12 protein-coding genes are annotated in these 13,495 nt (G+C 54.2%); 10 read left to right on the top strand and 2 right to left on the bottom strand.

The annotated features are described in order from the left end of the window. Positions 1 to 140 precede the first annotated feature (140 nt). The 4 genes from envC to ACR8BF_RS00655 all read left to right on the top strand — a co-directional run bounded on the left by envC (position 141) and on the right by ACR8BF_RS00655 (position 4,586). Positions 141 to 1,442 (top strand): murein hydrolase activator EnvC, encoded by a 1,302-nt coding sequence (gene envC / locus ACR8BF_RS00670; protein ID WP_434745427.1) that lies wholly within the window; start codon positions 141 to 143, stop codon positions 1,440 to 1,442. Between the two features lie 3 nt (positions 1,443 to 1,445). Beyond that, positions 1,446 to 2,348, top strand: a complete 903-nt coding sequence (locus tag ACR8BF_RS00665; protein WP_179899236.1) for a divergent polysaccharide deacetylase family protein — start codon at positions 1,446 to 1,448, stop codon at positions 2,346 to 2,348. Positions 2,349 to 2,452: 104 nt separating this feature from the next. After that, entirely contained in the window at positions 2,453 to 3,682 is a 1,230-nt protein-coding gene (locus ACR8BF_RS00660; RefSeq protein WP_292987300.1) for a glycosyltransferase, read from the top strand. Further along, entirely contained in the window at positions 3,675 to 4,586 is a 912-nt protein-coding gene (locus ACR8BF_RS00655; RefSeq protein WP_314985730.1) for a hypothetical protein, read from the top strand. Before ACR8BF_RS00660 ends, ACR8BF_RS00655 begins: the two co-directional genes overlap by 8 nt. Positions 4,587 to 4,614: 28 nt before the next feature. Here ACR8BF_RS00655 and tdh read toward each other — a convergent pair whose 3' ends face one another. Beyond that, on the bottom strand, positions 4,615 to 5,643 hold the full coding sequence (gene tdh / locus ACR8BF_RS00650) for an L-threonine 3-dehydrogenase (RefSeq protein ID WP_179899233.1): 1,029 nt from the start codon (positions 5,641 to 5,643) through the stop codon (positions 4,615 to 4,617). A gap of 10 nt (positions 5,644 to 5,653) precedes the next feature. After that, entirely contained in the window at positions 5,654 to 6,850 is a 1,197-nt protein-coding gene (locus ACR8BF_RS00645; RefSeq protein ID WP_434745904.1) for a glycine C-acetyltransferase, read from the bottom strand. Positions 6,851 to 7,080: 230 nt separating this feature from the next. On the opposite strand from ACR8BF_RS00645, the gene rfaD reads away from it, so the two are divergent. From rfaD to ACR8BF_RS00615, 6 genes are all read left to right on the top strand, one after another. Beyond that, positions 7,081 to 8,013, top strand: coding sequence for an ADP-glyceromanno-heptose 6-epimerase (rfaD, locus tag ACR8BF_RS00640; protein WP_313701170.1), 933 nt, complete (start codon positions 7,081 to 7,083; stop codon positions 8,011 to 8,013). Positions 8,014 to 8,030: 17 nt separating this feature from the next. After that, positions 8,031 to 9,086 carry an ADP-heptose--LPS heptosyltransferase RfaF gene (gene rfaF, locus ACR8BF_RS00635; RefSeq protein WP_434745426.1) on the top strand — a complete coding sequence of 352 codons (1,056 nt, stop codon included), beginning with the start codon at positions 8,031 to 8,033 and terminating at the stop codon, positions 9,084 to 9,086. Continuing rightward, positions 9,074 to 10,051, top strand: coding sequence for a lipopolysaccharide heptosyltransferase RfaC (rfaC, locus tag ACR8BF_RS00630; RefSeq protein WP_434745425.1), 978 nt, complete (start codon positions 9,074 to 9,076; stop codon positions 10,049 to 10,051). Before rfaF ends, rfaC begins: the two co-directional genes overlap by 13 nt. Beyond that, a complete protein-coding gene (locus ACR8BF_RS00625) occupies positions 10,048 to 11,124 on the top strand; it encodes a glycosyltransferase family 9 protein (protein ID WP_434745424.1) in 1,077 nt (358 codons plus the stop codon). Before rfaC ends, ACR8BF_RS00625 begins: the two co-directional genes overlap by 4 nt. A gap of 9 nt (positions 11,125 to 11,133) precedes the next feature. After that, positions 11,134 to 12,138: a glycosyltransferase family 8 protein gene (locus ACR8BF_RS00620; protein ID WP_179899228.1), complete on the top strand. Its 1,005-nt coding sequence runs from the start codon at positions 11,134 to 11,136 to the stop codon at positions 12,136 to 12,138. A gap of 327 nt (positions 12,139 to 12,465) precedes the next feature. Next, positions 12,466 to 13,452 carry a glycosyltransferase gene (locus ACR8BF_RS00615; protein ID WP_434745423.1) on the top strand — a complete coding sequence of 329 codons (987 nt, stop codon included), beginning with the start codon at positions 12,466 to 12,468 and terminating at the stop codon, positions 13,450 to 13,452. The last annotated feature ends 43 nt before the right edge of the window (positions 13,453 to 13,495 follow it).

Below are 13,495 nucleotides of genomic sequence, written 5' to 3'. Positions count from 1 at the left end.
TTTTCCAAAAAAAGTGGCTGAATAGCAAAAATGGCGTAAGGCTTAATCCATGCCATTGCGAAAGTGGACATAACTGGAAAAGCAAATGCCAGTGGGGAGCACTGGTAAGCGGCGGTTCATCGTGGAATAATCATTGGCCTATGAAGGGAAAAACAACCGTTTCGCACACAAGGACCCGTCCCAACGGCGATAACCTGCCGTTGTTCATACACTTGTCCAGCCTCTCCCTTAGCCTGCTTTGTGCGGGGGCACTGTTATTGCCTGCTGTTGCCCGGAGTGCAGAAGACAGCAAATCTCAACTGCAGTCCATTCAGCAAAACATTGCTGAGAAAGAGAAAAGCGTCAAAGCGCAGAAGGTGCAGCGTAGCAAATTACTCGACCAGCTGCAGAGCCAGGAAAAAATCATTGCTCAGGCGAGTCGACAGCTACGTGACACACGCAATAGTCTTACCGCCCTGAATGACGAAATCAAACAACTCGCTTCTTCTATTGCCCGTCTTGAAAAACAGCAAACTCGTCAGGAAAGCCTGCTTTCAGAGCAACTTGATGCGGCATTTCGCCAGGGTAAGCACAACGGTGTACAGCTCTTGATGGGCGGTGAAGAGAGCCAGCGCAGTGAGCGTATTCTGGCCTATTTCGGTTATCTGAATGCTGCCCGCCAGAAAAGTATCGAATCGCTGCAAAAGACACGTCAGGATTTAGATCAGCAACGCGCATCGCTGGAGCAGAAACAGCAGCAGCAGAAAGATTTGTTAGCGCAGCAGCAGGGCCAGCAGCAGAAGCTGCAACAGGCGAGCGAAGCGCGTAAAAAGACCCTGACGTCACTGGAAAGTGCGCTGGAAAAAGATCAGGCCGATCTGGTTGAGATGCGTCAAAACGAAAGCCGCCTGCAGGATAAAATCGCCCGTGCGGAACGCGAGGCGCGCGAGCGCGCAGCCCGTGAAGCGCGTGAGGCGGAAAAAGTGCGTCAGCGTCAGGCCCAGGCGAAAGCCAAAGGTTCCAGCTATCAGCCAACCCAGAGCGAACGCGAACTGGTGGCCCGCACCGGTGGACTGGGTCGCGCGGGCGGACAGGCCTTGTGGCCAGTACGCGGACGTATTGAACACCGCTTTGGTGAACAGTTACAGGGTGAACTGCGCTGGAAAGGGCTGGTGATTGATGCGCGGGAAGGCACCGAGGTGAAAGCTATCGCTGACGGTCGTGTGCTGATGGCCGACTGGTTACAGGGCTATGGTCTGGTCGTGGTGCTGGAACACGGTAAAGGCGATATGAGTCTGTATGGCTACAACCAAAGTGCGTTGGTGAGCGTAGGTACGCAGGTGAAGGCAGGACAGCCTATCGCGCTGGTGGGCACCAGTGGTGGCCGCGGTACCCCGTCGCTCTATTTTGAAATCCGACGTCAGGGACAGGCCGTCAATCCACTTCCGTGGTTAGGAAAATAAGTTTTGCTGCAACGTCGAAAAATTCCCGTTCTGTTGAGCGCCCTGCTGTTCTCCTGCGCTGCGCAGGCGGGCAAGCTGGCGATTGTCATCGATGATGTCGGTTATCGCCCCACCGAAGAGAACAAAGTCCTGCAGATGCCGCAGGCCATTTCAGTGGCGGTGTTGCCCAACGCGCCCCACGCTCGTGAAATGGCGACTAAAGCGCATCAGAGTGGTCACGAAGTCCTGATCCATCTGCCGATGGCACCCCTGAGCAAACAGCCGCTGGAAAAAGATACTTTAACGCCGGAGATGAGCAGCGAAGAGGTTTCACGCATCATGCGCAATGCGGTTAACAACGTGCCTTATGCTGTGGGACTTAACAACCATATGGGCAGCAGGATGACCTCAAGCCTGCCCGGCATGCAGAAGGTGATGCAGGCGCTGAACCACTACAATCTCTACTTTCTGGATAGCATGACCATCGCCAATAGTCAGGCGATTCCTGCCGCGCAGGGTACCCAGGTCAAAGTGTTAAAACGTCGGGTATTCCTTGATGACAGCCAGGATATTAACGCCATCCGCCAGCAGTTCAGTCGGGCGGTGAAACTGGCACAGCGCAACGGTTACGCGATTGCCATTGGTCATCCTCACCCGACTACCGTGCGGGTGCTGCAACAGATGTTACCCACGCTGCCAGCCGACATTACGCTGGTTCGTCCCAGCCAGTTGCTGAACGAATCACTCCATAGCGGCTCACAGACGCCTGTGGCTCCGCCAAAACCGGTACCTCCACGCTTCCAGCCTGCCGGTTTGTGTAAACCGAAACAGCCGCTGGCGCCGGTTCCGGCTACCAGAGCCTTAACGGTAATAGGCGAAAGCGTGAATAACAGCCCGCTGTTTAAGACGCTAAAAAATCTGTTCTGAATTTGCTATGAATGCTAAGTCGTCGGCTAAGCGTTCATTTATGTGCAGAAATTACTATAATCCTGGGTCGGGTTAGAACGGGCTGTGCGGGAGCAGTAATAGGGATGACGATTAATAAACAAAAAATCCTGCTGCTGGATAACGGCAGAGAGTGGGGCGGCGGCACCAACAGTATGCTGGAGCTGCTGAAACGTATCGATCGTCAAAAGTTTGATATCACCTGCTGCTTCTATCACAACTACAGCCGTGGCAACGACGAAACCATTGAGGCCACGCTGAATGCGCTGGCTATTCCGGTCTTTTTTATTCCACAAATCAAGCAGCCACGCTGGGCGAAACTGGTTAAAGAAGCCGCTAGGGCATTGTTGTTTTTCAATAAAAAGCTCAGGAAGCGTGCCATCGATGAGATTGATACCCACTGGCGCATTATACCTAATGCCAGCAAAATCAATTCACTGCTACAGCTGGGGAAGTTTGACACGCTCTACATGAATAATCAGCCGAGCACCAATGTGGAAGGGTATCTGGCGGCGCGCAGCCTGGAGGTTGCGGTGGTGCAACACTGCCGTATCGATCCGGTTCTGGAACCGCGGCTGGTCAACATAGTTAATCAGGACTGTCAGGCAGTCATTGCGGTGTCACAGGGTGTCAATAACACCCTGCGCACTCATGGTGTGGATGCGGAGCGCTGTTTTACCGTCAATAACGCTATCGACATTCATCAGTCCCTGCCCGACCGCCTTGAAGTCCGCCAGCGCTTTAAACTCTCTCCGTCGACCTTTGTGTTTGGCACGATCGGCTCGCTGATATTACGTAAATCTAATCACCATATTCTGCAGGCGCTGGGCCGCTTTAAACGTGCCAATCCCGATGCAGACTGGAAGATGGTGATTGTCGGGGCGGGTCCGGAGCTTCAGCATCTGCTGCAACTCGCCACCGCTGAGAACATTCAGCATCACGTGGTCTTTACGGGCTTTCAGAACAATGCGCTGGATTACCTCACCGCCTTTGATACCTTTATTCTTGCCTCTCGCAGTGAAGGCTTACCCAGGGTCGTGCTGGAAGCGATGCTGGTAAATACCGCCGTTGTAGGATCACGCGTAGTCGGCACTGCCGAATTGATCAGTCATGACGAAACCGGGCTGCTGTTTGACTATGGCAATGTAGTGCAGCTGACCCAAAACCTGACCGCGCTGTGGCAGGATGCGGATTTACGTCAACGCCTGATCAATGCGGCAGCGAAACGCGTACGTGAACAGTACGCTATTGAAACCTATATCAGCGGCGTCGAGAATATTCTGCAGAGCGTCGTTAAAAAGAAACCCCATGCTTAATTTTTTAAATCCCCGTTACCGCCATATCAGATCGCGCCATAACCTGCCTTATTCGCATCAGGGGGGTGAGGGGACCGTTCCGGTCACGTCGGTCGTGATCCCCTGCACTGGCGCGGACTATATTGAAGAAGCCCTGCTCAGTGCCGATTTTGCGGCGCGCTTTGCGACGGAGGCAGAAGAGATCGTGATTGTCAGCGATCAGCCCGCGCACGCCTTTGGCAGCCTGCCAGTGAAAACCCGCGTGGCAACGCTGGATGTGCCACACAGGGAAGAGAGCTATCGCTACAAGCAGATCTATCGCAGCCGATTGATCAAATTGCAGGCGCCCCTGCAGGCAAAAGGCAACGGCATTCTGATGATCGATTCCGACCTCAATCTGCTTAAGATGCCGGAGATCATGATGAAGCGAGGCCATCTCTACTCCAGCTTCCGTCAGGGTAAAATGATTGCCAAGCTGGAGGGCGCACCAGAAGCGGCGATTCCCGCTTACTATCAGCACAGCATTCGTCCCTACCTGACAGACCACGTTAATGGCGCTTACCTGGCTGCCACGCGTGAGGTCTGGCAGCGCATTTCGCCGCTGTGGCTGACGCTGTTTAATGACACCTGGAATTTGATGAACGACAGCCAGCCGCCGACTGACCAGCTGCCGCTCGCGGTGTTGCTGGACATGCTGGATATTAAAACCGTCAATCTGGGTGAATGGGCTAACTGGCCGGTCTCAAAGAAAATTGGCGGTCAGTCGGCGGTGATCCCGTCTGACGTGGTGGGCGCACATGGCGGATTCCCGCTGTCGGAATGGCAAAAATACCTCGCCGATCCGCAACAGCCGCTGAAGTTCAAAGGTCAGGACTACACGCGCAAAGTGCGCTACCTGACCGACGAAGAGAAGAAGCAAAGCTAATCACGCGGCCGCCCCGGCGGCCGTTAATTTAATCCCAGCTCAGTATCACTTTCCCCGAGCGTCCTGATCGCATCTCATCAAAGCCCTGCTGGAAATCGTCAATGCTATAGCGATGGGTAATTACCGGCGTTAAATCGAGGCCGGACTGAATCAGTGCCGCCATTTTGTACCAGGTTTCGAACATCTCACGGCCATAGATTCCCTTGATGAAAAGCCCTTTGAAGATCACCTGGTTCCAGTCGATCGCCATTTCACCCGGCGGGATGCCCAACAGTGCGATACGCCCACCGTGATTCATCACCTCCAGCAGGCTACGAAACGCAGGAGGCGCACCCGACATCTCCAGCCCGACATCAAATCCCTCCGTCATGCCCAGTGAATGCATCACTTCCCGCAGATTTTCATTCGCCACATTGACCGCGCGCGTGACACCCATTTTTCGTGCCAGTGCCAGCCGGTACTCATTGATGTCCGTGATCACGACGTTGCGCGCACCGACGTGACGACAGACCGCGGCGGCCATGATTCCGATTGGACCTGCGCCGGAGATCAGCACATCTTCGCCGACCAGATCGAACGAGAGTGCGGTATGCACCGCATTGCCGAACGGATCAAAGATTGCCGCCAGCTCATCGGAGATGTTGTCGGGAATTTTGAACGCATTAAAGGCCGGGATAACCAGATACTCCGCGAAACAGCCCTGGCGGTTGACGCCCACGCCCATCGTGTTGCGGCATAAATGCGTGCGCCCGGCGCGGCAGTTGCGGCAGTGCCCGCAGGTGATATGCCCCTCGCCCGAGACCCGATCGCCAATCGTAAAACCTTTCACTTCCTGTCCTGTCGCAACCACCTCACCCACATATTCATGACCGACAATCATCGGCACCGGAATGGTTTTTCGCGACCAGTCATCCCAGTTGTAGATATGGACATCGGTGCCACAGATGGCGGTTTTACGAATTTTAATCAACAGATCGTTGTGACCTGGCTCTGGAACCGGCGCATCGGTCACCATCCAGATGCCCTCTTCCTTCTTCAGTTTGGCGAGTGCTTTCATGACGGACTCCTCAGGCGATGACGCCCAGTTGTTTGCCGATGCGGGTAAAAGCCGTCACCGCACGTTCCAGCTGTTGCTGGGTGTGCGCCGCGGAGATTTGGGTGCGAATGCGTGCCTGACCTTTTGGCACCACCGGATAGAAGAAGCCGGTCACGTAAATACCTTCCTGTTGCAGCAGGCGGGCAAACTCCTGAGCAACACTGGCTTCACCCAGCATCACCGGAATAATGGCGTGATCGGCACCGGCCAGCGTAAAGCCCGTCGCCGTCATCTGCTCCCGAAAGTAGCGGGCATTGTCCCACAGACGCTGACGCAGCCCGTCACCTTCGCTGAGCAGATCCAACACCCGCAGCGAGGCGGCCACAATGGCCGGGGCCAGCGAATTAGAGAACAGATAGGGACGGGAACGCTGACGCAACCACTCCACCACTTCGGCCTTTGCTGCGGTGTAGCCACCGGATGCGCCGCCGAGCGCTTTACCCAGCGTGCCGGTAATGATGTCGACCCGGCCCATAACATCGCAGTATTCATGGGTTCCACGTCCGGCGTTTCCGACAAAGCCCACCGCATGGGAATCATCCACCATCACCAGCGCGGAGAACTCATCGGCGAGGTCGCATATGGCGGACAGATTCGCAATCACCCCATCCATGGAAAAGACGCCATCGGTGGCAATCAGAATATGGCGAGCGCCTTTATCGCGCGCTTCCTGCAGGCAGGCCCGCAGCGCCGCCATATCGTTGTTGGCGTAGCGATAACGCTGCGCTTTGCACAGCCGGACGCCGTCGATAATGGATGCATGATTCAGCGCATCCGAGATGACCGCATCCTGTGCGTCAAGCAGGGTTTCAAACAGGCCCCCGTTGGCATCGAAACAGGAGGAGTAAAGAATGGCATCCTCCATGCCGAGAAACTCTGCCAGACGCTTTTCCAGCTGCTTATGGCTATCCTGCGTGCCGCAAATAAAACGCACCGACGCCATGCCAAAACCATGAGAATCCATACCCTCTTTCGCCGCCTGAATCAGCGCCGGATGGTTCGCCAGACCTAAATAGTTATTGGCGCAGAAGTTTATCACTGCCGGATCGCTGCCAACCGCGATTTCCGTCTGCTGGGCAGAAGTGATGATTCGTTCCTGTTTAAACAGTCCTTCCTGACGTGCATCATCAAGTTGCTGACGAAGCTGTTGATAAAATTGCGCAGGCATCATTGTTCTCCTCAGATGGCAAAAATCTGGCATATCTTACTGAACAGGTCACTTCTTCACGATAAATCGCCCAACAGAATGTCATTTTTGCAGCATAGTTCACGCCGCGATGATGTACGCACAAAGTGTTACAGAGTCATCTGGCTGTCTGCACCCTGATGAAATGTTATGATGTGAAGTATTCGTGTGTGAAACCTCCTGTTTCACCCCACAACGTTGAAGGTAACAACATGATTATCGTAACTGGCGGCGCAGGAATGATTGGCAGCAACATCGTCAAAGCGCTGAACGATCGCGGTCACACCGACATTCTGGTGGTGGATAATCTGAAAGATGGCACCAAGTTTGCCAATTTAGTCGACCTGGATATCGTCGATTACATGGATAAAGAAGAGTTCCTGATGAGCGTGATGGCGGGCGATGATTTAGGCCCGATCGAAGCGGTATTCCATCAGGGCGCCTGCTCATCCACCACCGAGTGGGATGGCAAGTACATGATGGAGAACAACTATCAGTACTCCAAAGAGTTGCTGCACTTCTGTCTTGAGCGCGAGATCCCGTTCCTCTACGCCTCTTCTGCAGCGACCTACGGCGGACGCAACGAGAATTTCATTGAAGAGCGCCAGTATGAGCAGCCGCTGAATGTTTATGGTTACTCCAAAATGCTGTTCGACCACTATGTCCGCCAGATGCTACCGGAAGCGAATTCGCCAGTGTGCGGCTTCCGCTATTTCAATGTATACGGACCGCGTGAAGGCCATAAAGGCAGCATGGCAAGTGTGGCTTTCCATCTGAACACGCAGATCAGCAACGATGAAAATCCAAAACTATTTGAAGGCAGTGACGGCTTTAAGCGTGATTTCATCCACGTGGATGATGTGGCTGAAGTGAATCTGTGGTGCTGGGAAAATGGTGTCTCCGGGATTTACAACTGTGGCACAGGCCGCGCCGAATCCTTCCAGGAAGTGGCTGATGCGGTACTCAGATTTCATCAGAAAGGTCAGATTGAGTACATCCCGTTCCCGGAAAAACTCAAAGGACGCTATCAGGCTTATACCCAGGCCGATCTCACGAAGCTGCGTGCCGCTGGCTACGACAAGCCATTTAAAACAGTGGCCCAGGGCGTTGCTGAATATATGGTCTGGCTGAACCGTAACGCATAAAGGAAGCTGCTCCGGCGATGAAAATTCTGGTAATCGGCCCGTCGTGGGTCGGCGATATGATGATGTCGCAAAGTCTCTATCGCACACTCAAGGCCGAACATCCGGATGCAGTGATTGACGTGATGGCTCCTGCGTGGTGCCGTCCGTTGCTGTCACGCATGCCGGAGGTGAATCAGGCGCTGGCGACGCCACTCGGGCATGGCGCACTGGGCATTGGTGAGCGTCGCCGACTGGGAAAAATGCTACGCGCCAGTCATTACGACCGTGCTTATGTGCTGCCTAACTCCTTTAAGTCGGCGCTGGTCCCCTTCTTCGCTGGAATAAAACGCCGCGTCGGCTGGCGCGGTGAAATGCGTTATGGCCTGCTGAACGATTTGCGGGTGCTGGATAAAGCCGCATTTCCGCTGATGGTTGAGCGCTATGTTGCGCTGGGTTACGACATACCTGTTGCCTCGGCGGCGCAGCTGCCACAGCCGCTGTTGTGGCCAAAATTGCAGGTTGAAGAGCAGGAAAAGATTGAGACGGCTGCACAGTTTCAGCTCGCGGCGACCCGTCCGATCATCGGTTTTTGTCCGGGCGCAGAATTTGGCCCGGCCAAACGCTGGCCGCACTATCACTACGCCACGCTGGCCCACCAGCTGATTGCTGACGGCTTCCAGATCGTGCTGTTCGGCTCCGCCAAAGACCGCCAGACCGGCGAAGAGATTATCGCTGCGCTGCCTGAAGAGGCGCGCGGCCATTGCCGTAATCTGGCGGGCGAAACCCAGCTGGAACAGGCGGTAATTCTGCTGGCGCAATGCCGTGCTGTGGTCAGCAATGACTCCGGCCTGATGCATATCGCCGCGGCACTGGATCGTCCACTGGTCGCGCTCTATGGCCCCAGCAGCCCTGACTTCACGCCGCCGCTGGCACGTCAGGCGCGCATTATTCGCCTGATTACCGGCTATCACAAAGTGCGCAAAGGCGATGCCGAACAGGGCTATCACCAGAGCCTGATCGATATCCAGCCTGCGCGCGTACATCAGACGCTGAGCGAACTGCTCGCGCCACAGGAGGTGCCATGCACGTCCTGATTGTTAAAACCTCCTCCATGGGCGATGTTCTGCATTCGCTTCCTGCTCTGACAGATGCGATGCATGCCATTCCCGACATCCGCTTCGACTGGGTGGTGGAAGAGAATTTTGCGCAGATCCCAGGCTGGCATCCTGCCGTCGACAAAGTGTTACCGGTTGCGATTCGCCGCTGGCGCAAACACTGGTTCGGCAGTCAGCAGCGTGAAGAGCGCGTGCAGTTTAAGCGCGAGTTACAGTCACGTGAGTATGATGTCGTGATTGATGCGCAGGGACTGATCAAAAGTGCCGCACTGGTCACCCGTTTATCGAAAGGGGTGAAGCATGGCCAGGACAGTCGCAGCGCGCGTGAGCCGTTTGCCAGCTGGTGGTATGACGTCCGCCATGAGGTCAGTAAGCGACAGCACGCGGTTGAACGGACGCGCGAACTGTTTGCCAAAAGCCTGGGCTATGAAAAGCCGCAACACCAGGGTGACTACGCAATTGCGGGACACTTCCTGCATCATCTGCCCGCTGACGCACAGCATTACCTGGTCTTCCTGCATGCCACGACCCGTGATAACAAGCACTGGCCGGAATCGCACTGGCGACAGCTGATTGAACAGATGCAGCCGAGCGGTCTGCGAGTGAAACTGCCCTGGGGTGCTGAACACGAGCATCAACGCGCACTGCGCCTTGCAGAAGGTTTTGAGCATGTTGAGGTGCTGCCTAAGCTGACGCTTGAAGCGATAGCCCGACAGCTGGCGGGCGCCCGGGCAGTGGTCTCCGTCGATACCGGATTAAGCCATCTGACGGCGGCGCTGGATCGCCCCAATCTCACGCTGTATGGCCCGACCGATCCCGGCCTGATTGGCGGGTACGGTCAGAACCAACAGGCACTGAGCGCCCCGAATCATAATCTGGCGGAGCTGACTGCTGACACGGTAGCAGAAAAACTGCAGGCCGTTATTACGGAAAACACGCCATGAACTATGTGCTGATCTACCTGCTACTGCTGCCTGTCCGGGCCATAATGCGGCTGTTCTATCGGCCAACCGGACGCAGCTTAATCATCCAGACGGCGAAGATTGGTGATTTTATCAATATCACCCCGATGCTGCGCGCCCTGGGTCAGTCTGAGCTGTTGATCAGCAAAGCGGTAGAGCCGCTGGCGCGTCACGATGACACGGTCAGCCGTTATTTTCTGATTGAAGACGCAAAGCGCAGCTTTTTTGCCAAACTGAAGCTCGCGTTCACCCTGATGAACCGCTATGACAATGTCTATCTGGTGCAGCCAAACAGCGTAAACCTGTTCTTTGCCGCGTTATGCAACGCACCGAACAAACAGTTTCTGCGTACCTATGTGCGTAAGTCTTACCATAAGACCTTCTATCGCAGCGCCACCGGCATTGTCGACCATGCGAAGACAGACTTAACGCTCGACAGTTACCTGAAGCTGATTAACCGCAACTATCGCTACACCGATTTCCCTAAACACGCGACCTCGCCGCTCTGGCAGCCGTCCGTGCCGCCCGCCGCGCTACAGAATCCGCGCAGCGGCATTAAAATAGGCATCAGTATTTCTGCCGGTAACAAAGCAAAGACGATTCCTGCCAGCATCTGGCAGCAGCTGATGGCGTCGCTGTCTGACCTGCCCTGCACTTTTTATGTGTTTGGTCCGCCAGCCGAGCAGCCGTGGCTGGATGAGTTACTGAGCCTGACCGGCCCGAAAGAGAATATCGTCAGTCTGATTGGTGAGCTAAAACTGGAAGAGGTTCCGTGGGCCATTTCGCAGATGGATTTTTATATCTCCTCTGACTCTGGCAATGCCTATATTGCGGATGCGCAGCAGATCCCGATCATCATGCTTTATGGGCCGTGTGAAGTCAGGGAGCAGCGTCCAGTCAATAATGTTTTGTTTATCGGACCGGATGATATTGCTGCGTCGACGTTCGTTTTTGCCACCCGGTTTAAGTTTGATCAGCCTGCTGAAAAATTATTCGGGCTGGATCACGATAAACTGACTAGAATACAAACGTTTATTACTCATAATCTGGAATAGTGAAGCGTAATGGCAATTACCCCTCTTGCTGATGCCGTTCAGCAAAGTCAGCTGCTGGTTAACACGCTTGCTGACACGGATGACAATCCGGTTCACGTTGCGTTTGGCATTAACCACGCCTACGCGCGTGGCCTGGGCATTACGTTGTTTTCACTTCTCAGCCATCATCCCGATACGGCTTTCCACGCTCATATTTTCTCAGACTCGCTACATGATGAGGATATGGAAAAACTGCGTTCGCTGGCCTCAGGTCATCGTCTGGCCATCACGCTGCATATCTTTAACAGTGACTGGGTTGATCAGTTGCCTGCGGTCGGACGCTACCCTAAAAGTATCCACTACCGTTTCCTTATTCCTGGAACCGTGGCGAGCTACAGCGATCGGGTAATCTATATTGATGCAGATACCCTGGTAGTAGGTGATTACTCTCCCCTGTTCACCCTGGATATCACGGATTACACGCTGGCCGCCTGTAATGACACGCCACGTGCGCGACAGAACCAGTGCACACGGCTGGGGCTGAAGCATCATCACTATTTCAACTCCGGCTTTATGCTGATCAATATTCCACGCTGGCTCGAAAGGCAGACCACCGCGCGCATTACCGAGGTGCTGGTGTCGCGGGGCGCAGAATTTGGTTTTCCCGATCAGGATGCGCTTAATATCGTGCTGGAAGATGAGATCCTGATCCTGCCGGACCGTTATAACCAGATTTACGACATCATCGCTAATAAAGTCTGGGATCACTCGGGCGTGCCTGAAGAGACGGTGATGATCCACTACACCGGTAAATGCAAACCCTGGCATGCATGGGCTGGCAGCGACCTTGCCCAGCGCTACCACAGCTATTACCAGCGCTCACCCTGGGCTGCACAACCCCTTGATACGCCAAAGCATTATAAAGAGATGAAGCGATTCGCTCGCGTAAAATGGCATCAGAAACAGTATGCTGAAAGCCTGAGCTGGATGATGAAGTATGTCAGTCTCAAGTTTTTTAAACAAAGCGAGCAATAGCGCATACAGGTTTATCAGATTGATGCAGGCGCTGTTATTGCAGTGCCTGACTTTCCCGTCATTTATCCCGCCTGCTGTTTGCCAATACCGCTATAAAAACGACGCTGACAGAAAGCCAACATACTAATCTGTTTACCTGCGCGACCAGTTTGCATAAAAAAAGCGCATATAGCGCATTATTATTGTCGGGCGTGGTTTTTAGTAAAGCAGGGAAGCTACACCGTTTTATAATCATGAACTCCCCGATTTCATTCTGCTGATTTGGAAATCATTTATGACAAGGCAACGTCCTTTCGCAGTGAATACAACGCTGGTGCAGATATTGTCATGAGTACTTCTCCTCTGCTGAGTATTATTACCCCGATGTACAACGCGGGCAGCATGTTTGATGAGTTCATGCACTCACTGCTGGCGCAGACACTGACCGCGCTGGAAATCATTATTGTCGATGATGGTTCCACCGACGGCTCAGGCGAGCGTGCCGACCAGTATGCACAGCAGCATTCTCATATTCGCGTGGTTCATCAGGAAAATGGCGGTGTTTCGCGCGCGCGTAATGCGGGTCTGGCGATAGCTCGCGGGAAATATGTCACCTTTCCTGACGCAGATGACACAATGCAGCCCGATATGTATCAGACGCTCGTAACGCTGGCGGAAGCAGACAATCTGGATGCAGCACAGTGCAATGCTGAGTGGTTTTTCAAACATAGCCAGCGGGTAAAGCCGCTTATTCCCCTGGACCGTTTGCGCAGCACGCCGGTACTGAGCGGTGCCGACTGGCTCAATACCGCGTTGAAAACCCGTCGTTATATGCATGTGGTCTGGCTGGGTATCTATCGCCGGGAGCTGATTGAGCAGCATCAGCTGCAGTTCGAACCGGGCCTGCATCATCAGGATATTCCCTGGACCACCGAGTTTATGCTGCTGGCAAAACGTGTGCGTTATACCGAAGCGGTGCTCTATCGCTACTATATGCACGACGCCTCCATCAGCAACCGCAAACGCACCGGTGAGCGTAACGTTGAATATCAGCGTCATTACCTGAAGATTGCGCGGCTGCTGGAAGAGCTCAACAATCGTTATCGTGACCACGTGACGATCTACCCGTCATTTCACTATCAGGTGACCCATGAAGCGCTCAGCGTTTGTCACAGTGTGAGACGAGAGCCTGACGCCCGCTCACGCCAGGCAATCATTGCCGATCTGTTCGCGACCGGGACACACCTGCGCATGTTACGTAATGCCCGGGGAATTAAGCAGTGGTATCAGTTGCTGTTATGGCTGGCGCGGCTCTATCGCTGGCGTGATAAATAACCTTTGAGGCTGGCTTTATCCTAAAAAGGGTTTGCCCTACAAT

This window comes from Candidatus Pantoea rara, from assembly GCF_051136265.1.
Taxonomy (GTDB): Bacteria; Pseudomonadota; Gammaproteobacteria; order Enterobacterales; family Enterobacteriaceae; genus Pantoea; species Pantoea rara.
This window is presented reverse-complemented; position numbering and strand designations above follow the sequence as displayed.

Bases quoted from the DNA above. Each gene is read 5' to 3' on its own strand.
- rfaF (WP_434745426.1), top strand. From the start codon at position 8,031: ATGAAAATTCTGGTAATCGGCCCGTCGTGGGTCGGCGATATGATGATG.
- ACR8BF_RS00660 (WP_292987300.1), top strand. From the start codon at position 2,453: ATGACGATTAATAAACAAAAAATCCTGCTGCTGGATAACGGCAGAGAG.
- envC (WP_434745427.1), top strand. From the start codon at position 141: ATGAAGGGAAAAACAACCGTTTCGCACACAAGGACCCGTCCCAACGGC.
- ACR8BF_RS00645 (WP_434745904.1), bottom strand. From the start codon at position 6,850: ATGCCTGCGCAATTTTATCAACAGCTTCGTCAGCAACTTGATGATGCA.
- ACR8BF_RS00615 (WP_434745423.1), top strand. From the start codon at position 12,466: ATGAGTACTTCTCCTCTGCTGAGTATTATTACCCCGATGTACAACGCG.
- ACR8BF_RS00620 (WP_179899228.1), top strand. From the start codon at position 11,134: ATGGCAATTACCCCTCTTGCTGATGCCGTTCAGCAAAGTCAGCTGCTG.
- ACR8BF_RS00625 (WP_434745424.1), top strand. From the start codon at position 10,048: ATGAACTATGTGCTGATCTACCTGCTACTGCTGCCTGTCCGGGCCATA.
- rfaD (WP_313701170.1), top strand. From the start codon at position 7,081: ATGATTATCGTAACTGGCGGCGCAGGAATGATTGGCAGCAACATCGTC.
- rfaC (WP_434745425.1), top strand. From the start codon at position 9,074: ATGCACGTCCTGATTGTTAAAACCTCCTCCATGGGCGATGTTCTGCAT.
- tdh (WP_179899233.1), bottom strand. From the start codon at position 5,643: ATGAAAGCACTCGCCAAACTGAAGAAGGAAGAGGGCATCTGGATGGTG.
- ACR8BF_RS00655 (WP_314985730.1), top strand. From the start codon at position 3,675: ATGCTTAATTTTTTAAATCCCCGTTACCGCCATATCAGATCGCGCCAT.